The 17,659-nt window shown below is 74.7% G+C and carries 17 protein-coding genes; 8 read left to right on the forward strand and 9 right to left on the reverse strand.

All coding sequences use genetic code 11. The features are described 5' to 3' along the window. The 3 genes from ACFV6D_RS21085 to ACFV6D_RS21095 form a co-directional block, all read left to right on the forward strand. A partial coding sequence (locus tag ACFV6D_RS21085; protein WP_380560719.1) for a GNAT family N-acetyltransferase occupies positions 1 to 543 on the forward strand: 543 nt, incomplete at its 5' end. A gap of 176 nt (positions 544 to 719) precedes the next feature. Then, positions 720 to 1,757 carry a CAP domain-containing protein gene (locus ACFV6D_RS21090; RefSeq protein WP_380429186.1) on the forward strand — a complete coding sequence of 346 codons (1,038 nt, stop codon included), beginning with the start codon at positions 720 to 722 and terminating at the stop codon, positions 1,755 to 1,757. Between the two features lie 118 nt (positions 1,758 to 1,875). Further along, positions 1,876 to 3,396 (forward strand): sigma-70 family RNA polymerase sigma factor, encoded by a 1,521-nt coding sequence (locus tag ACFV6D_RS21095; RefSeq protein WP_380380216.1) that lies wholly within the window; start codon positions 1,876 to 1,878, stop codon positions 3,394 to 3,396. A gap of 54 nt (positions 3,397 to 3,450) precedes the next feature. On the opposite strand, the gene ACFV6D_RS21100 is transcribed toward ACFV6D_RS21095, so the two are convergent. After that, entirely contained in the window at positions 3,451 to 3,687 is a 237-nt protein-coding gene (locus ACFV6D_RS21100; protein WP_380560720.1) for a hypothetical protein, read from the reverse strand. A 310-nt stretch (positions 3,688 to 3,997) separates the two neighbouring features. Here ACFV6D_RS21100 and ACFV6D_RS21105 point away from each other — a divergent pair, with 310 nt between their 5' ends. Continuing rightward, on the forward strand, positions 3,998 to 5,098 hold the full coding sequence (locus ACFV6D_RS21105) for a chemotaxis protein (RefSeq protein WP_380560721.1): 1,101 nt from the start codon (positions 3,998 to 4,000) through the stop codon (positions 5,096 to 5,098). A gap of 347 nt (positions 5,099 to 5,445) precedes the next feature. On the opposite strand, the gene ACFV6D_RS21110 is transcribed toward ACFV6D_RS21105, so the two are convergent. The 3 genes from ACFV6D_RS21110 to ACFV6D_RS21120 all read right to left on the reverse strand — a co-directional run bounded on the left by ACFV6D_RS21110 (position 5,446) and on the right by ACFV6D_RS21120 (position 8,674). After that, on the reverse strand, positions 5,446 to 6,303 hold the full coding sequence (locus ACFV6D_RS21110) for a hypothetical protein (RefSeq protein WP_063346064.1): 858 nt from the start codon (positions 6,301 to 6,303) through the stop codon (positions 5,446 to 5,448). After that, complete coding sequence (locus ACFV6D_RS21115) at positions 6,290 to 6,814, reverse strand: SigE family RNA polymerase sigma factor (protein WP_063346063.1); 525 nt, start codon at positions 6,812 to 6,814, stop codon at positions 6,290 to 6,292. The genes ACFV6D_RS21110 and ACFV6D_RS21115 overlap by 14 nt, the downstream gene beginning before the upstream one ends. A 384-nt stretch (positions 6,815 to 7,198) precedes the next feature. Further along, entirely contained in the window at positions 7,199 to 8,674 is a 1,476-nt protein-coding gene (locus ACFV6D_RS21120; protein ID WP_380560722.1) for a M1 family metallopeptidase, read from the reverse strand. Between the two features lie 364 nt (positions 8,675 to 9,038). On the opposite strand from ACFV6D_RS21120, the gene ACFV6D_RS21125 reads away from it, so the two are divergent. After that, on the forward strand, positions 9,039 to 9,929 hold the full coding sequence (locus tag ACFV6D_RS21125) for a carbohydrate kinase (RefSeq protein WP_244293253.1): 891 nt from the start codon (positions 9,039 to 9,041) through the stop codon (positions 9,927 to 9,929). On the opposite strand, the gene ACFV6D_RS21130 is transcribed toward ACFV6D_RS21125, so the two are convergent. Continuing rightward, positions 9,926 to 10,447: a GNAT family N-acetyltransferase gene (locus tag ACFV6D_RS21130; protein WP_079135345.1), complete on the reverse strand. Its 522-nt coding sequence runs from the start codon at positions 10,445 to 10,447 to the stop codon at positions 9,926 to 9,928. The two genes, ACFV6D_RS21125 and ACFV6D_RS21130, sit on opposite strands and share 4 nt — an antisense overlap. 229 nt (positions 10,448 to 10,676) lie before the next feature. On the opposite strand from ACFV6D_RS21130, the gene ACFV6D_RS21135 reads away from it, so the two are divergent. After that, a complete protein-coding gene (locus tag ACFV6D_RS21135; protein ID WP_380493868.1) occupies positions 10,677 to 11,654 on the forward strand; it encodes a polysaccharide deacetylase family protein in 978 nt (325 codons plus the stop codon). A 63-nt stretch (positions 11,655 to 11,717) separates the two neighbouring features. Here ACFV6D_RS21135 and ACFV6D_RS21140 read toward each other — a convergent pair whose 3' ends face one another. Genes ACFV6D_RS21140 through ACFV6D_RS21150 form a run of 3 tightly spaced genes read right to left on the reverse strand, consistent with a single transcriptional unit; the run spans position 11,718 to position 14,414 of the window. Then, positions 11,718 to 12,164 (reverse strand): YchJ family protein, encoded by a 447-nt coding sequence (locus ACFV6D_RS21140; protein ID WP_380345511.1) that lies wholly within the window; start codon positions 12,162 to 12,164, stop codon positions 11,718 to 11,720. Between the two features lie 60 nt (positions 12,165 to 12,224). Next, positions 12,225 to 13,775, reverse strand: a complete 1,551-nt coding sequence (locus ACFV6D_RS21145; RefSeq protein ID WP_380560723.1) for an FAD-dependent monooxygenase — start codon at positions 13,773 to 13,775, stop codon at positions 12,225 to 12,227. Positions 13,776 to 13,802: 27 nt separating this feature from the next. Continuing rightward, positions 13,803 to 14,414 (reverse strand): TetR family transcriptional regulator, encoded by a 612-nt coding sequence (locus ACFV6D_RS21150; protein ID WP_063346059.1) that lies wholly within the window; start codon positions 14,412 to 14,414, stop codon positions 13,803 to 13,805. Positions 14,415 to 14,671: 257 nt separating this feature from the next. On the opposite strand from ACFV6D_RS21150, the gene ACFV6D_RS21155 reads away from it, so the two are divergent. Next, a complete protein-coding gene (locus ACFV6D_RS21155) occupies positions 14,672 to 15,070 on the forward strand; it encodes a cytochrome C oxidase subunit I (protein WP_159398309.1) in 399 nt (132 codons plus the stop codon). A gap of 85 nt (positions 15,071 to 15,155) precedes the next feature. On the opposite strand, the gene ACFV6D_RS21160 is transcribed toward ACFV6D_RS21155, so the two are convergent. After that, complete coding sequence (locus tag ACFV6D_RS21160; RefSeq protein WP_380345539.1) at positions 15,156 to 16,778, reverse strand: cytochrome bc complex cytochrome b subunit; 1,623 nt, start codon at positions 16,776 to 16,778, stop codon at positions 15,156 to 15,158. 395 nt (positions 16,779 to 17,173) lie between these two features. Between ACFV6D_RS21160 and ACFV6D_RS21165 the strand changes: the two genes are divergently transcribed. Then, positions 17,174 to 17,497, forward strand: a complete 324-nt coding sequence (locus ACFV6D_RS21165) for a hypothetical protein (RefSeq protein ID WP_380560724.1) — start codon at positions 17,174 to 17,176, stop codon at positions 17,495 to 17,497. Positions 17,498 to 17,659: the final 162 nt, after the last annotated feature.

Consider the following 17,659-nt stretch of genomic DNA (forward strand, 5'->3'; position numbering starts at 1 on the left):
GCCGGGGGCGGGGGGCCCGCGCCCCCCCCGCGCCCCCGCCCCCCCGGGGGCCCCCCCCGCGGGGGGGCCCCCCCGCCCCCCCCCCCCCCCGGGGGGGGGGGGGCGGCCGGGCCCCCCCCCCACTACCCCGCCTGGCGCGAACTCTTCCGTGGCTACTGCGCGTTCTACCGGGTGCCGATGCCGGAGGAGAAGGCCGAACTGGTCTGGTCCTGGCTCCACGACCCGGACCACGAACTGGAGGGCCTGCTGGTCCGCGACGGCGACGGCACGCCGGTCGGGCTCGCCCACTACCGCCCCTTCGCCCGCCCCCTGCACGGCGCCGTCGGCGGCTTCCTCGACGACCTGTTCGTCGCGCCCGAGGTGCGCGGCGGCGGAGCGGTGGACCAGCTGCTGGCCCGGCTGCGGGCGATCGCCGCCGAGCGCGGCTGGAACACCGTCCGCTGGATCACCGCCGACGACAACCACCGCGCCCGCAGCAAGTACGACCAGGTCGCCACCCGGACCATGTTCGTCACCTACGACATGGCCCCGGACGCCCCGTGACCCGCGTCCGGGCGGCCTGAGGGCGGGCCTCGGGAGCGGGCCCCGGGTGCGGTCGCGGCCGGGCCCGTGATCCTGGTGCCGGACATTCGTTCGGACTTTCTGTTATCGGCGCGCCGCCGGGCGGTCTCCCAGGTGTCGGCACCCGACCCGCCGACCCGGACAGAAAGCGTGGGCACGTGAACAGCGACGACAGGACGACCATCCTCCCGGCGATCGGTGCCGAGAGCGGTGCACGGAGCGGAGCTTCCGGCCGACCCGGCGGCCGCGCCGCGCGTCGGGCCGCCCAGCGGCACACGGAACGCCCCGGAGGCCGGGGCCGCCGGGCCCGACGGCGCGGCCCGGTCGGTCCGGTCGCCGCCGTCGCCGCCGCCGTGGCTGGCACCGGACTGCTCGCCGCCCTGGTCGGCGCCGGCTACGCGGCCTACGGCGGCAAGCAGGCCGACCGGGACACCACCGGCCAGGCGATGGCGGCGGACGCCGCCCTGATAGCCGCCGAGGCCGGCACCCACGATGGCATCCAGGTCCCCGGCGCCGGGGGAGCGGGCCCCGACGTCGCCGCGCCGTCGGTCACCCCGGCCACCTCGGCCGCCACCGACCCGGCGTCGGCTCCGGCCAGTGCTGCCGCGACCACTCCCGCCGCCCCGGCGTCCCCGACGGCCCCGGCGACCGCGAGGGCGACGCCGACCCCGACGGCCACCGGGAAGCCGGGCCCGAGCACGCCCGTGACCGCTCCCGCTCCCGCCAAGCCCACCGGCACCCCGGCCGCCGCGCAGCGCACCGGGGCCCCTACGAGCGCCTCGGTGCCCACCCCGGTCGGCGGCGGCGCCGCGCCCTCCTCCGCCCAGCAGGTCGTCGACCTGGTCAACGTCGAACGTGCCAAGGCCGGCTGCGGCCCGGTCAGCGCCGAGCCCCGGCTGGCCAGCGCCGCCCAGTCGCACAGCGACGACATGGCGGACCGCAACTACTTCGACCACGCCAGCCCCGACGGAGACCACGCCGACCACCGCATCGAGGCGACCGGCTACCGCTGGAGCACCTGGGGCGAGAACATCGCCCGCGGCCAGAAGGACCCGGCCGCGGTGATGGAGTCCTGGATGAACAGCCCCGGTCACCGTGCGAACATCCTGAACTGCGCGTTCAAGCAGCTCGGGGTCGGTGTGCGGACCGGTTCGGGCGGCCCCTGGTGGACCCAGGTCTTCGCGGCCCCGGCCTGACCGGCCCTCCGGCAGGGCCCGTTTTCCGATTCCGCGCAAATTGTTGTTATCTGATCACTCACCACAGGTCTCCGAGGAGGCAGCGGCGAACGGAACACGGCAAGACGGAGTGCGGACCATGAACGCTGACGTGCAGAACAGGACCGGGACCACCCTGGTACGCGCGGCCCAGGCGGGCGACCGGCAGGCCCAGGAGGCGCTGGTCGCCGCCTGGCTGCCGCTCGTCTACAACGTCGCCGGGCGCGCCCTGGACGGTCACGCCGACGTCGACGACGTCGCCCAGGAGACCATGATCCGCGCCCTGGACGGCCTGGACGGGCTGCGCGAGCCGGAGTCCTTCCGCTCCTGGCTGGTCGCCATCACCATGAACCAGATCCGTCGCCGCCACGCCGCCGGCCAGCAGCAGCCCACCGTCGGCGGCCTCGACGAGACCTGGGAACTCGCCGACCCCAGGGCCGACTTCACCGACCTCACCGTCCTGCGCCTCGGCCTCTCCGGCCAGCGCCGGGAAGTCGCCGAGGCCACCCGCTGGCTCGACCCCGACGACCGCGAGCTCCTCGCCCTCTGGTGGCTGGAGGCCAGCGGCGAACTCACCCGCGCCGAACTGGCCGAAGCCCTCGACCTGACCCCGCAGCACACCGCCGTCCGTGTGCAGCGGATGAAGAAGCAGCTCGAAGCCGGCCGGATCGTCGTCCGCGCCCTCGGCGCCTACCCCCGCTGCCCCGAACTCGCCGACGTCACCACCGGTTTCGACGGCACCCCCAACTCCGTGTGGCGCAAGCGCATCGCCCGCCACATCCGCGGCTGCGCCACCTGCGACCGCCTCGGCCGCGACCTCTTCCCCGCCGAAGGGCTGCTGGCCGGCCTCGCCCTGGTGCCGATCCCGCTCGGCTCGCCCGCGCTGCTGCACTTCCAGCACACCGCGGCCACCGTCGCCACCGCCGCCCCGACCGCCGCGAGCACCCATGGTGGTTGGGCCGGGACGGCCGCGCGCAAGGCCGTCCTGGCGAGCGGTGCGGTGGCGGTGGTGACCGTCACCACCCTCGCCCTGGTCTGGTCGCACCCCGCCGAAACCCCGCTGGAGGCGGCCCCCGAACCCACCACCCCGGCCGCCGCTCCCGCCGCCCCGGTGCCCACCGCGACCCCGGCCTCCGCCCCGGTCACGCTGGCGGCCACGCCCACGCCGACCCCCAGCGAGACGGCGACGGCCACGCCGTCACCCACCGCCACCCGGTCGGTGGCCCCGCCGCCGCCCAGCCCGGAGCGCCAACTCGTCGACCTCGTCAACGCCGAACGCGGCAAGGTGGGCTGCGCCCCCCTGCGGATCGACCCCCGACTGCACACGGCCGCCCAGAAGCACGCCGACGACATGGTCGCCCGCGGCTTCTTCGACCACGTCAACCCGGACGGCGTCCGCACCGACGCCCGGCTGACCGCCGTCGGCTACCGCTGGTCCCAGTGGGGCGAGAACCTCGACCGGGGCCCGACGTCCCCCGCCACGGTGGTCGCCCACTGGATGGACGGCGGCATCCACCAGACCAACATGCTGGACTGCGGCTTCAAGGACGTCGGCATCGGTCTGGCCACCGGCCCCGCCGGCGTCTACTGGACCCAGGACCTCGGCGCCCAGCTGCCCTGACGCCGCACCGCCCCGCTGTCCTGACGCCGCGCTGCTGCGAGCTATGCGGGGGAGCTATGCGGGGGTGACCCCGACCAGTCCGTCGGCCGAGCCCGTCACGTACCCGATCGCCTCCCCGACCACGCCGCCCGCGTCCCCGACCTGCCCCGGCAACGCGTCCGGCGCACTGGTCAGCGACCCGGACATTCCGTCCTGCCCCCCGACGGCACTGGCGTGCGCACTCGGTGCGGTGAGCGAGGCCACGAAACCCACGGCGAGCGAGGCGACGGCGAGCATGCTGCGCTTCTTCATGGCGGGTCCAACGACGATCCGCCGGGCGGGTTACGAGGGCGGCGGCGGATTCCCTCGTCCGTGGCCGTGCGGCCGGGGCCGTGGCACAGCCGCAGCCCGGTGACGGCCGGTCGGCCGAACGGCGGCGCCGCGGGCGCCGGACGGGCTGCCGGGCGCCGGGCCTTTTCCGGTGGCGGGAGGCGTGGGAGGGCGGTGGGATGGGGAGGGGTCGGGAATGATTCCGGCAAATCGGTTGAATCACCACACTTTCGGTCTCATCGACGTCGGTCTCATCGACCAGGACCCCCCACCGCGACACGAAGGGCACCCGATGCACGCAGCCGAGCTCACGCCAGCCGTCCTCGCCGAGCTGCGCCGCCCCCGGCGCTACCCGGCCGTCTCCGTTCTGCTGCCCACCCACCGCAGCGAGCCCGACAACACCCAGGATCCGGTCCGCCTGCGCAACCTCGTCGCCGAGGCGAAGAACCGGCTGCACGCCGACGAGGCGGTCAGCCGGGCCGACCGGCTGGACGTCGTCGAGCAGCTGGACCGCGCGCTCACCGAGGTCGACCTCGTGCACGCCGAGGACGGCCTGGTGATCTACGCCGCCCCCGGCGAGCACCAGGTGTGGTCCCTGCCGCGCCCGGTGCCCGCCCGGGTCGTGCTGTCCGAGACCTTCCTGACCCGCAACCTGGTCTCCGCCTACACCGCCGGTGCGCCCTACTGGGTGCTGACCGTCGCCGCCGACCGGGTCGCCCTGTTCAGCGGCAGCGGAGCGCACCTGGCCGAGCACACGAGTGCCGCCTTCCCGCTCGACCAGGTCCCGCAGGACTGGGACGTCGAGCGCAAGGAGCGGATCGGGGACGTACCGAGCACCTTCCGCGACGAGGAGACCCGCCGCTTCCTGCGTTCGGCTGACACCGCGCTGGCCGCCGTGCTGGAGGCCGACAACCGCCCGCTGTACGTGCTCGGCGAGGCCGCCGCGATCTCCCTGCTCGACGAGGTCGGCACCGCCGCCAAGCGCGCCACCGCCCAGGTCTCGCGCGGCGGCCTCGGCCATGCCGCCGCCGCCGCGGTGGCCGAGGCCGTCCGGTCCACGGTCGCCGAGCAGGGCAGCAAGGCCGTCACCGAGCTGCACGAGCGCCTCGACCAGGCCCAGGGTGTGAAGGGCCTGGCCGCCGGCATCGACGAGGTCTGGCAGACCGTCGCCGAGGGCCGCGCCGCGGTGGTCGCGGTGGAGGAGGACTACTGGCAGCCCGTCCGGGTGACCGACAACCACCTCGTCCCGGCGGCAGCCGGTGAGCCCGACGTCCGCGAGGACATGGTCGACGAGATCGTGGAGCGCGCCCTCGACACCGGCGCCAAGGTGCAGTTCGTCCCCACCGGCGAACTCGACGCCCGCGGCCACATCGCGGCCGTCCTGCGGTACTGAGCCGCCCGGTACTGACCCGCCCGGTGCGGGCCCGGCAACGGCCGCCGGGCCCGCACCGTCGTGTCACGGCCGCGTCAGGACCGGTGGAACGCCCGCCCGGCAGCACCCGAGGAGACCGACCAGACCCCGGGTATCAGCCCGCCGGTGATCGGCAGGACGTCCGCACCCCGCAGGGCCACCACGCCACCTTCGCCGTTCCGCCGCGCCGTCCACCGGTCGCAGCCCCCGGCACCTGCCCGTCGCCGCTCGCCACCCATGAGAGGACCCCCGTTCTCTGATCGTGCTCGGGACGCTAGCAGGAGCCACTGACACTGAACGCGGGGCGGCCAGCGCGGCCCGGACGGTCCTCAGCGGGTCGTGGTCGGCGAGGGACTGCTCCCCTCGGCGGCCCGGATCGAGTCCAGCACCTGCTGCACCTGCTGGATCGTCACGTGCGACGGCACCCGCATGCAGGCCGTCAGCTGGATCAGCACCAGCGTGCCGGTCCGGGCGACGGCCCGGTGGCCGATGAGTTCCCGGGTGCCGCCGAGCGTGAGGCATTCCTTGTCGAGCGCGATGTCGGAGGTGACGGCCGATGAGGTGGTGAACTTCCCGACCAGGTCCGGTTGGTCCACCAACCGGAGGGTGAGGAGGGCGCCGCCGACGGGCAACAGCGTGTCGCCCGGGCAGGCGATGCCCGCCGTCCGGCAGGGGGACACGGGGCCGATCGGCCCGTTGGCCAGGTAGCCGATGCCGTTCCGGGGGTCGCCGCTGAAGGTGCTCTGGCTGTACCAGCCGCTCGGCAGGTCGAGCGCCACGTTCGGGTACGACGGGAAGTGGACCTGGGACCTGGCCGTCGGCACCATGGTCGGTGTCGCGCTGGCGCCGGCGCCGGCCGTCGGAACGGGAGGCTCCCCGCCCGGCACCGTCTCGGCCGGTCCGGCCGCCACGCTCGGCCCCGCCGCCACCCCGCGCTCCGGCGTGGGCGCGATCGCGGGCGCGGCGGCCAGCGCCGCGGCGACCAGCCCGGCGGTCAGTCCGGCCCCGAGCCCGGCGGCCCGCCGTCGGCGTTGGGTGCCGATGGCGCGGGCGCGTACCCGTTCCATCCGGTCCTCGGGCGTGGCGAGCTCCGGTACGGCCTGGTGGAGCAGGATCCGCAGCTCGTCCTCGCCCTCACCGCCGTCCGGCCTCGGGTCGTCCGGGTCCAGCAGGTCAGTACCGATCACGAGGTCCCCCCGCCAGCAGCAGTTCCCGGGCCGGCAGCCGACCGCGCAGCGCGGCGAGCGCGCGGTGCGTCTGGCTCTTGACCGTGCCGGTGCTGCAGCCCAGGACCTCGGCGGTCTCCTCGACGCTGAGGTCCTCGAAGAAGCGCAGCACCACCACGGCCCGTTGGCGCGGCGGCAGGGCACGGACGGCCTGGGCGACCACCTCTCCGAGCACCACCCCTTCGTACGGGTCCGCGCTGGCCGGCGGCGGCTCCGGCAGTTCGCCGTGCGGCAGTTCGCCGGTCCAGCGGCGGCGCCACCAGGAGACGTTGCAGTTGACCAGCACCTTCCGCAGGTAGGCCTCGGGCCGGTCGATGGAGATCCGGTCCCATTTGGGCCAGACCTTGGCGAGCGCGGTCTGCAGCAGATCCTCGGCCTGGTGCGGGTCGCCGGTCAACAGCCAGGCCACCCGCAGCATCTTCGGGCCGCAGGCGGAGACGAACTCCTCGAAGTCCGGTGTGCCATCCCTCATCCCGCCGTCCCCGCCATGGTGTCCGTGCCGTCCCTGTCAGCCGTGGCGGCCTGCTGGGCCGCGATCGTGGTGTCCTACTCACAGCTGATGAACGTGCTGGACGGTGTTCCGGGTTGTCTTCCGGGCGCGGGGATTTTCGGCCGGCCGGCGCGGGGAGGTTGGACGGCCCGCGAGCCGGCCGGGACTCGGCCGGGCGGCGGGCGGGCCGTGGGCACCACGATGGCCCCGTCGGGCCCGTCCGGCCAGAGGCGCTCACGGGGCGTCCGGGTGCACGATGCGGCGCGCCAGGGGCGTACGGGTGGGACGCAGGGGGCGGCGGACCGCGGATCGGGCGGGCCACGGATCAGGCCGGACCGCGGATCGGGCCGGCCGGGCGACGGTGGGTCAGAGCGTCCCGGAGCCGTGCGGCGCCTCGGTGGGGACACCGCGGGCGGCGGCCGCCGGGTCCGCGGTCACCGGGGCGACCGTCCAGTCGGGGTGGCCGGGCATCGGCGGGGTGCGCAGCCCGTACAACCAGTCGGTGAGGAAGCCGGAGAGGCCCTTGCCGGAGACCTCGGAGGCGGCGCGCAGGTAGTCCTGGGTGCTGGCGGTGCCGTACCGGTGCTCGCGCAGGAAGGTGCGCTCGATCCGGTCGAAGGCCTCGGCGCCGACCCGCTCGCGCAGCGCGAACAGCACCAGCGCGCCGCCGGTGTAGCGCTGGCTGTCGAAGAGCTTGGCGGCGCTGGGAGCGGCGACCGGTCCGGAGTCGTGCCGCCACTGGTCGCCGAGGCGGTAGAGGGCCCGCATCCGGTCGACCAGGGTGGTGTGGCCCCAGGCGTCCGGCCAGCCGCGCTCGTAGCGGTAGACCAGGGCGTAGTAGTCGGCGTGCCCCTCGTTGAGCCACAGGTCCGCCCAGCTGGCGGGGGAGACGCTGTCGCCGAACCAGGAGTGCACCAGCTCGTGCATCTGGTGCGAGCCGATCGCGGACTCGGGCTGGCGCAGGAAGCCCGGCTTGTAGAGGGTGAGGGTCTGGGTCTCCAGGCCGGTGAAGCCGAACGCGGCCGGGTCGTCGGTGTCGGCCGGCAGGAGGCCGTAGGTCTCGAAGGGGAACGGCCCGAGGTGCTGCTCGGCCCAGGTCAGCTGGTCGGCGGTGAGCGCCAGGGCGGGTTCGAGTTCGGCGGCCCGGGCGGTCGGGACGACGTCGCGCAGCGGCAGGCCGTGCGGGCCGGTGCGCTCGCGGACGGTGTAGTTCCCGACGGAGACCTGCACCAGCTCGGTGGCCATCGGCTCGCGGGAGGCGTACCGCCGGGTGGTCCGGCCGTCGCCGAGCCGTTCGGTCTGCGCCAACTCCCCGTTGGCGACGCCCAGCAGGCCGTCGGGCGCGGTGACGGCGATGCTGAACCGGGCCTTGTCGCTGGGGTGGTCGTTGCACGGGAAGACGGTGTGCGCGCTGTCCGGCTGGCCGGCCACCGCGAAGCCGTCCGGGGTCGGGACCCAGCCGGTGTGCGGGAGCCTGGCGCGCGGGTCGGCGGTGTACTCGACGGTCAGCCGCGCGGTGGTGCCGCGGTGCAGGGGCCGGGCCGGGGTGATGGTCAGCTTCTCGTCGTGGGCGGCGAACCCCGCCGGGCGCCCGTCGACCCGGACGGCGTGCACGGTCAGGCCCAGCGCGTCCAGCTCCAGGCGCGCCAGGGTGCGGGACGGCCGGGCGGTGATCACCGCGGTCGCGTCGACGGTGCGGGTAGCGGCCCGGTAGTCGAAGGACAGGTCGTAGGCGAGGGCGTCGTACCCGCTGTTGCCGAGCGAGGGGAAGACCGGGTCGCCGAGGCCGTCCGCGGCGGTGGCGGCCCTGGCGCCGGCGGACAGCAGTGCCGCACTGAGCACGAGGGGGAGGACGAGGCCGAGACGGGGCCTGGACAGGGCGATCACCGCACTTCGGGAGTCGTGGCCCCGAGGGGCCTGGCGGCGGTACGTGCGCGACGCACCGGGCACGGACCCTAGCGGACCGGGGCGCCCGCCCGGCGCCGCCGCCCGGACGGCTGTCGACACGAGGCCATCCCCCGGACGGCCTACAGCGATGGCGGGGCCGCCACGCGCTGACTAACGTTCGAAGTGCTTCGCCCCCTGACGGACGAGGCCACGGCCGTCGGAGAACCTGGCCAGGTCCGGCGGCCGTCCTTCATGCCCGGGTGCACCCCGTAGGCTGGCGGCCGAGACGACGCCCGCGTACCGGATGCCAGGAGCCGCCGTGACCAGCCCCGATTCGCACGTTCTGGTGATCGGTGAGTGCGTCGCCGACGTCGTCCGCACGGATGGCGCCCCGGACACCGTCCACCCCGGCGGCAGCCCCGCGAACGTCGCGTACGGCCTGGCCCGGTTGGGGCGGCCCGCCACCCTGCTCACCCAGCTCGGGGACGACGCCAACGGCCGGCTGATCCGGGCGCACCTGGAGTCGGCGGGGGTGGTGGTCCGGGCCGCGGGGGTGGAGCGGACCCCCTCGGCCGTGGTGCGCCTCGACGGACAGGGGCGGGCGCGCTACACCTTCGACATCGGCTGGACGTTGCCGCCGACCGAACTCGCCGAAGCGCCGGGCGCGATCCACCTCGGCTCGATCGGGGCGGTCACCGACCCGGGCGCGGCGGCGGTGCTGGCGCTGGTCGAGCGGTGGCGCGGCCGGTCGCAGATCAGTTACGACCCGAACGTGCGCCCCGCGCTGATGGGCGAGCGGGCGCAGGCCGTGCGGCGGGTCGAGCGCTGCGTGGCGCTGAGCGACGTGGTCAAGGCGAGCGACGAGGACCTGGCCTGGCTCTACCCCGGCGAGGACGCGGAGGCGGTCGCGCGCCGCTGGCTCGCCCTCGGCCCGGCCGTGGTCGCGGTGACCCTGGGTGCCGACGGCGCGTTCGCGCTCACCGCCGGGGGCGGGCACGCGCGGGCCGCAGCCGTTCCGGTGCCGGTCGCCGACACCGTCGGCGCCGGGGACTCCTTCACGGCGGCTTTCCTGCACGCCCGCGCCGCCGGCGCCGACCTCGCCGGCTGCCTCACCCAGGCGGTGACGGCCGCCGCGCTGACCGTCTCCCGCCCCGGCGCCAACCCGCCCTCGACGGCGGAGCTGACGGCCGCCCTGACACAGGCGGGTTAGCCGGCCAGCTCCTTGGCGTACCAGACCTGGGCGTACGGGCCGCTGCTGTAGGCGGGGATCTCGCGGTAGCCGTGGCGGGTGTAGAGCGCGCGGGCCTCGACCAGGTCGAGGCGGGTGTCGAGGACGATCCGCCGGGCGTCGAGCGAGCGGGCGGCCTCGTCGACGGCGGCGAGCAGCCGGGCGCCGCCGCCGGTGCCGCGCAGGCCGGGGCGGACGAACACCCGGGTCAGCTCGACGGTGTCGGCGTCGCGCCGGCGCAGCCCGGCGCAGGACTGGGCCGCGCCGTCGTAGTGGCCGAGCAGGAAGAGCCCGTCCGGTGCGGCGAGGTCGTCGCTGGGGGAGCCGGCCAGCCCCGACTCCAGTTCCTCGGGGGTGCCTTCGCGGCCGAGGTGCAGGCGGTAGTAGCGGTTGGCCACGTCGTAGTAGTACTCGCGCAGTAGGGCCAGGGCCTCGGGTGCGGTGACGTCCGCCGTGGCGACGGACCAGAGGCGGGCGGTGCGGGGCGCGGTGTCGGTCATGGGCGCATGATCGGTGGTCGCCGGCCCGGGCCGCAATCGGGTTTTCGCGCGGGTGCCCGGTCGACTCGGGTGCCCGGCCGGTTCGGGTGCCCGGCTGGTTCGGCAAAGGAAGGGCAAGGGGCCCGGCGCGTCGTTGCCCCGCACGGGTGATGAGGGGATTGGCGGGGGTGCGCTGCGGGGGAGCAGTGCTGCTATGAACAGATCATCAAATCATCGCATTAATGCGGGTTTGAGGGGAATTCAGGGACGCGGCGCCGGTGTGCGGGCGGGTGTGCGGACCGGTCTGCTGGCCACCGTCTGCCTCTCCGCCGTCGCCGCCGGCTGTGCCGGGCCGGTCGACCCCGCGCGGCCGGCTGTCGTCCCGCCCGCGCCGGGTGCCGTGCCCGTCGTCGAACACGGGGTCGGCCGCCCGCCCGAGGCGCTGCCGGTGCTGCCGGGCCTGGCCCGCAAGGAGGAGGAGGCCGGCACCGAGGCGGTCGCCCGCCAGGAGTCGGAAACCGGGGCGGCCCTGGAGACCGCGCACCGATGGGGCCTGGAGGCCCCGCCGCTGAAGGCGCCGCCACGCCCGGCGACCAGGCCGGTACTGGCCCAGTCGCAGGGCGTGAAGCTCAAGGAGGGGCGGCCGCCGGTGGTCTACCGGGTGCCGACCGACGAGAAGGTGGTCTTCCTCACCGTCGACGACGGCTCCGAGAAGGACCCGGAGTTCTCCCGGATGGCCGACGAACTCGGCATCCCGCTCAGCACCTACATCTCCGACTACCTGGCCCGCGAGAACTACGGCTACTTCCGCGACCTGCACGCCCAGGGGGTGGAGATCAACAACCACACCATCAACCACCGCAACCTGAAGGTCCTCGACTACGGGGCCCAGCGCGACGAGATCTGCCGTCAGCAGGACCAGCTGGAGAAGCAGATCGGCGTCCGCCCCCGGCTGTTCCGGCCCCCGTACGGCGAGTACAACGACGACACGCTGCGCGCGGCGGCGTCCTGCGGGATCCAGGCGGTGCCGCTGTGGAACGAGGAGGCCTTCCCGGACCACATGGAGTGGCGCTACAACGACCGGAAGCTCCACCCGGGCGACATCATCCTCACCCACTTCCGGGGCGTCGACCTCTGGAAGGCTTCGATGCCGGACCTGCTCCGCAAGGTCGTCAACGACGTCACCGCGCAGGGCTTCGCCCTCGGCCGGCTGGACGACTACCTGTAGGAGTTCGCCCGTCGAGGACCCCGAGGACCCCGAGGACCCCGAGGGCCCCGAGGACCCCGAGGGTCAGCCGAGCGAGAGTGCGTCGAGGTACACCCAGGCGCCCTCGTGCCGGACGAACCGGCTGTGCTCGGTGAGCACGCCCTGCTCGCGGCCCTCGGTCCAGTGCGCCCGGAAGGCGACCGTGCCCTCCGCGTGGAAGGCGCCGCCCTCGGTGGTGGACACCACCTCCAGGCCGGTCCAGCGCAGCGCCGGGTCGAAGTCCACCTCGGCGGGCCGGGTGTCCGGGTGCCAGGTGCGCAGCAGGTACGCCTCGTCCTGGGCGGCGAAGGCGCTGTACCGCGAGCGCATCAGGGACTCGGCGGTGGTGGCCGCCGTCTGGCCGCGGTGCAGCCGCCCGCAGCAGTCGCCGTAGGCGGCGGGCAGGCCGCAGGGGCAGGGGGAGGAGGGCAGCAGCCGGGGCGCGGAGGCGGCGGCGCGGGGCGCGGGGCGACGTGGGGACATGCGGTCCATTCTCTCCCCCCGGCCCCGGCCGCCCCGACCGGGGCCGGTGGGGCGTCCGGGTGCGGGTGCTCAGCAGCGGGCGGAGTCCGGTTCGCCGAACCAGGCGTGCAGCGCGCGCAGCAGCCCCTCCGGATCCTCCTCCCCGGGAGCGGCGGCCCAGGCGACGTAGCCGTCCGGGCGCACCAGCAGCGCGCCGGCGGGCGGTTGCGGGCAGTCGGCCGTGAGCACGTCCACCCGGCCCTTCCAGTCGGCCGCGAGGTCGGCGAGCCGTGGTGAGCCCCCCGCGAGGTCGAGCAGCAGGGCCCGGCCGCCGCGGGCCAGTTCGGCGAGCCGGGTGGGGCCGGCGGCGGTGGTCAGCGGGAGGTCCGGCGCGAAGCCGCCGGCGAGCGGGTGCGGGCAGTCGGTGTCGTACCGGACGTCGCTGCCCGCCATGAGCGCGGCGATCCGCCCGAGGTTGTCCTGGTACGCGAGCAGTTCGCCGAACAGGGCGCGCAGGGCGGTGACGGCCGGGCCCGGGGACATCAGGGCCATCTGGGCCTGCGAGTGCATGAAGACCCGTTCGCCGACGGGGTACCGCTCGCGGTGGTAGCTGTCCAGCAGGCCGGGCGGGGCCCAGCCCTGGAGGTCGGCGGCCAGCTTCCAGCCGAGGTTCGCGGCGTCCTGGAGGCCGAGGTTGAGGCCCGGACCGCCGGTGGCGGCGTGCACGTGCGCGGCGTCGCCGACCAGCAGCACCCGGCCCTCGCGGTAGCGCTCGGCGAGCCGGGTGTTGTGCCCGACCTGGCGGCGCGGGGTGTGCGCGCCGGGCGTGCCGGCCGGGGCGAGCGGCAGGTCGGCGCCGGTCACCCGGCGGACGCTGGCGCGCAGTTCGTCCAGCGTGGCCGGCACGGTCTCGTCGACGGGCGGGCCGTCCCACTCCATGGTGGCCATCATGGCGAGTTCCGGGCCCATCGGGGCGAGCACGAACACCCCGTGCGCGGTGCGGGTGTGGGTGAACGGGCGGAACGGCGTCGGGCAGCCGGGCAGCAGGACCTCGCCGGTGTCGAGCACCTGCAGCCCCTCGGGCGGGCGCACGTGGGCGATGCGCGCGACGGGGTCGGGCGAGGTGACCCCGGGGAAGCCGATCCCGGCCAGCTTGCGGACGGTGCTGCGGCCGCCGTCGGCGCCGACCAGGTACCGGGCGCGCAGCCGCTGCGGCCCGTCCGGTCCGTGGACCTCGACGGTCACCCCCGCCTCGTCCTGGGTCAGACCGGTGACCTCACGGCCGTGGTGCACGGTCACGCCGAGTTCGCGGGCCCGCTCCGCCAGGGCCTGCTCGATCCGGTGCTGCGGCACCGGCAGGGCGTACAGCGGGTTGCCGTCGAGCTCCCGGAGGTCCAGCGGGAACGCGCCGAACACGAAGCGGGGCACCGGGGCCGGGGCGCCCGGGCCGCCGAGCCGCTCGTACAGGCCGCGGTGGTCCAGCAGCCGGATCACCTGGCCGACCAGCCCGTTCGCCTTCTGCTCCGACGAACGTTCGGCCAGCCGGTCCAGCACCACCGGCCGGACTCCGGCCAGCGCCAGTTCGCAGGCCAGCATCAGCCCGTTCGGGCCGGCGCCGGCGATGATGACATCGTGGGTCATGGTAAATCCCCCTGTGCGAAGGTGAGTTCACGAGGACGACGGTTCGGGGAGGCCGGCCGCCAGCTGCCGCAGCGCCTCCGCCAGGAGCGGTTGCAGCGGTACCGGCGGGTCGGCGCGCAGCCATACGTCGCTGGCCGCCCTGAGCGCGGCCAGGACGCCGGCGGCGACCAGTCTGGGGTGGAGGCCGCCGGGGTCGGCCCCGGTCCGGGCGGCCACCGCCGCGGCGAGCCCGGCCTCGGCGTCCGCGCCGGCGCGGGCCAGCTCGGCCTGGAGGGCCGGTTCGCGCAGCAGTAGCCGCACCGCGGCGGTCCACCGCGGGTCCGGCTGCTCCGCCGCGCCGTCGAAGGGTGCGAGGGTGGCCCGGGTGAGCGCCTCCCAGAGAGGTTCGGCCAAGGGCCGCTCGCGCAGCGCCTCGCCGACGAGCCGGATGCGGTCGCAGTGCCGGGAGACGATGGCCTCGGCCTTGCTGGAGAAGTAGTTGTTGTAGGTGCGCGGTGACACCCCGGCCGCGGCCGCGATGTCCTCCACCCGGACGTTCTCCAGGCCCCGTTCCACCGCCAGGCGCAGTGCGGCCCAGCTCAGTGCCTCCCGGGTCGCGGCCTTCTTCCGTTCCCGCAGACCGATCTGACTCTTCGTCATGCCCACCACTCTCCCCGGAAACCTGCGGGCCGCGCAAGAGTGCGTGGCACGCAACTTTTTCGGAGCCGACACTCCGGGGCGGAGCCGGCCCGGCGGGGTTGCGAGGAGTCGCGCGGCGGCTCGGCGAGTCGCCCTGCCCGCCCGTGTGGTCACTGATAGTAGTGGCCTGGTTGCGGAGCGGTCTCCCGCGCCGGTTCGGCGGGACGGTTCGACAGGGCGTCCCGACAGCACGCCTCGACAGGACATGAGGAGCGGTCATGGGTGGCAGACAGCGTCCGCCGGGAGCGCGGACCCCTCGGCAGGGCCGGCCCGCCGGGGGCGGCCGGGTGAACGCCCGGGCGGAGATCGCCCGGCTGGAGGGCTATCTCGCCTGGGAGGCCGAGGTGGCGGCGGCCGAACGGGACGCCCGGGCCTTCGCCGGGCAGTTCCCGTGGCTGCCCGCCGCGGAGCGGGAGAGCCTGGAGCAGGCCTACGCCGCCGACCGCCTGCGCTACGCCGAGGAGGTCGTCGACCGCGCCGTCGAGCGCTGCCGCCGACTGGCCGCCCGCTACCGCAGCGAGTGCCGCCGGATCTGCGCCCGCTGGGCCGCGCTCTGCCTCTCCGTCACCCTGGCGGCGGCGCTGTTCGCCGTCGTCCCGGCGGCCCTGCGGGCCTGAGGCCTGAGCCGGGTCGATCCGCCGGCACGCCCGAGGGCCCGCCGCGCCGTCAACGGCGCAGCGGGCCCTCGGGCGTGCGCGGGGATCAGTGGTGGCCGTGGCCGCTGCTGATCTCCTGGTGCTCCTCGGCGGTGGGCTTGGCGATCTGACTGCCCTCGCCGTAGAAGCCGCGGGACAGCTTGGCCCTCGCCCGGGCGAACAGCCCGGCCTTGCGGACCACCCCGTTCTCGTCCACCTCCGGCGGCAGGTCCTCCGGCTGCGGCTGCTCGTGCGCGGTGAGGGTGAACATCCGGCCCGGCGGGAGCGGGGCGTGCACCTCGACGAACTCGCCGTGCTGGAGCCGGTTGATGACGCCGGTCTCCCGGCCGTGCAGGACCTTCTCCTTGTCGCGCCGCTGCAGGCCCAGGCACCACCGCTTGGTGACCACGAAGACGACCACCGGCACGACGAAGAAGCCGGTGCGCACCGCGTAGGTGATCGCGTTGATCGACAGCTGGAAGTGGGTGGCGAGCAGGTCGTTGCCGCCGCCGGCCAGCAGGATCAGGTAGAGGCCGATCCAGGCCGCGCCGACGGCCGTGCGCACCGGTGCGTTGCGCGGCCGGTCGGCGATGTGGTGCTCGCCGCGGTCCCCGGTGACCCAGGCCTCCAGGAACGGGTAGCACCAGATGATCAGCAGCACGGTCGGGAAGACCATCAGCGGGACGAACACCCCGAGGTTCAGGGTGTGGCCGCCCCAGACGCTGATCTCCCAGCCGGGCATCACGCGCACCAGGCCCTCGGAGAAGCCCATGTACCAGTCCGGCTGGGCGTCGGTGGACACCTGGTCGGGCCGGTAGGGGCCGTAGGCCCAGATCGGGTTGACGGTGGCGATCGCCGACATGAACGCGACCACGCCGAAGACCAGGAAGAAGAAGCCGCCGGCCTTGGCCATGTAGACCGGCATCAGCGGCATGCCGACCACGTTGTCGTTGGTCCGGCCGGGCCCGGCGAACTGGGTGTGCTTGTGGTAGAAGACCAGGATCAGGTGCGCCGCGAGCAGGCCCACCATGACCCCCGGGATCAGCAGCACGTGCACGGTGAACAGCCGCGGCACGATGTCCTGGCCGGGGAACTCGCCGCCGAACATGAAGAACTGCAGGTACGAGCCGACGATCGGCACGGCCAGGACGGCGCCCTCCATGAACCGGATGCCGGTGCCGGAGAGCAGGTCGTCCGGCAGCGAGTAGCCCATGAAGCCGTCGAACATGCCGAGGAACAGCAGCAGCGCGCCGAAGACCCAGTTGATCTCGCGGGGCTTGCGGAACGCGCCGGTGAAGAAGACGCGCATCATGTGCGTCAGCATCGAGGCGACGAACACGATCGCCGCCCAGTGGTGGACCTGGCGCATCAGCAGGCCGCCGCGCACCTCGAAGCTGATGTCGATGGTCGAGGCGTAGGCCTCCGACATCTGGATGCCCTTGAGCGGGACGTACGAGCCGTCGTAGATGACCTCGCCCATGCTCGGCTTGAAGAAGAGGGTCAGCCAGACGCCGGTGATGATGATGATGACGAAGGTGTAGAGCGCGATCTCGCCCAGCATGAAGGACCAGTGGTCCGGGAAGATCTTGCGCAGATTGGCCTTGGCCAGGGAGTAGATGCCGACCCGGCCGTCGGTCCAGTCGGCCAGGGCCTCGGCCTTGTTCGCGGGGTTGGCGCGCGTGCTGGTCACCGGTCCCGGCTGCGACTGCTGGTCGGTTCTCACGACGGGCTCCCCGGCGTCCTCGGCGTGCCGGGCTGGAGGCCCGCCGGCAAAGACGCCGGCCGGCGAAGTGTTGTGATCATGGGACCTCTCGATACGGGCCCGCCGGCTGAACCGGCACGCGGAGCGGGTGACCCACTGGCCCGTTGCTCAGGGTGATGGAGCGCTTACTCTGTCATGCTGTCGGCAGGGGGCCGACTGTGCACGTCCATCGGTCCGTACGGCCGCTCGTGTCGGTCCGTACGGGGGGTCCTGGCGTCTGATCGGCCGCCGGACGGGTGGCGGTGCTGCGCCCGGGTGCCGCTGAACCGTTTCGGCGCGCGCCGCGTCCGGAGGTCGCGCGATCCCGGGCCTACGCTGCGCCAATGGTGGATCACCCTGAACTCTTCGAGGACGTCACCGCGGCCCTCGCCCGCGCCGGGATCGACGCCGGGTCGGGCCCGTCCCTGCTGCGGATCGGCCATCGGCCGCCGGGGGTGGCGGTCGGCTGGTCGCCGGGGGAGGGGCCGGACGGGCCGCCCTCCCGGGGAGCGCGCGAGGCGGTCAGCGGTGCGGCCGCCGTCGTGCTGCGCGAGTGCGGCTACCTGGTCGCCGAGACGGGCGGCGGCGAACTGCTGGTGACGCCCGCCGCCGTGCCGGTGGCGGTGCCGGCGGAGCCGGAGGCGGTGCCGGAGCAGTGGTGGGGCTGAGCCGGGCCGGCTCGGCAGCCCTCATACCGAACCCTTACCTGAACGGGGGGTCCTGTTGACCACGGCGGCTCTAAGGTTTGCCTAAGCTAAGTCGAAGCGCCCCGGACCCTCGTGTCCGGGGCGTTCGGCTGTGCCGCGCCGCCGCCACCCGCGGCGGGCCGC

This window comes from Kitasatospora sp. NPDC059812 (assembly GCF_042732075.1).
GTDB lineage: Bacteria > Actinomycetota > Actinomycetes > Streptomycetales > Streptomycetaceae > Kitasatospora.

Excerpts from the sequence above, each read along its gene's own strand:
- ACFV6D_RS21095 (WP_380380216.1), top strand. The coding sequence starts at position 1,876 with ATGAACGCTGACGTGCAGAACAGGACCGGGACCACCCTGGTACGCGCG.
- ACFV6D_RS21100 (WP_380560720.1), bottom strand. The coding sequence starts at position 3,687 with ATGAAGAAGCGCAGCATGCTCGCCGTCGCCTCGCTCGCCGTGGGTTTC.
- ACFV6D_RS21105 (WP_380560721.1), top strand. The coding sequence starts at position 3,998 with ATGCACGCAGCCGAGCTCACGCCAGCCGTCCTCGCCGAGCTGCGCCGC.
- ACFV6D_RS21115 (WP_063346063.1), bottom strand. The coding sequence starts at position 6,814 with ATGAGGGATGGCACACCGGACTTCGAGGAGTTCGTCTCCGCCTGCGGC.
- ACFV6D_RS21130 (WP_079135345.1), bottom strand. The coding sequence starts at position 10,447 with ATGACCGACACCGCGCCCCGCACCGCCCGCCTCTGGTCCGTCGCCACG.
- ACFV6D_RS21140 (WP_380345511.1), bottom strand. The coding sequence starts at position 12,164 with ATGGACCGCATGTCCCCACGTCGCCCCGCGCCCCGCGCCGCCGCCTCC.
- ACFV6D_RS21145 (WP_380560723.1), bottom strand. The coding sequence starts at position 13,775 with ATGACCCACGATGTCATCATCGCCGGCGCCGGCCCGAACGGGCTGATG.
- ACFV6D_RS21150 (WP_063346059.1), bottom strand. The coding sequence starts at position 14,414 with ATGACGAAGAGTCAGATCGGTCTGCGGGAACGGAAGAAGGCCGCGACC.
- ACFV6D_RS21155 (WP_159398309.1), top strand. The coding sequence starts at position 14,672 with ATGGGTGGCAGACAGCGTCCGCCGGGAGCGCGGACCCCTCGGCAGGGC.
- ACFV6D_RS21165 (WP_380560724.1), top strand. The coding sequence starts at position 17,174 with ATGGTGGATCACCCTGAACTCTTCGAGGACGTCACCGCGGCCCTCGCC.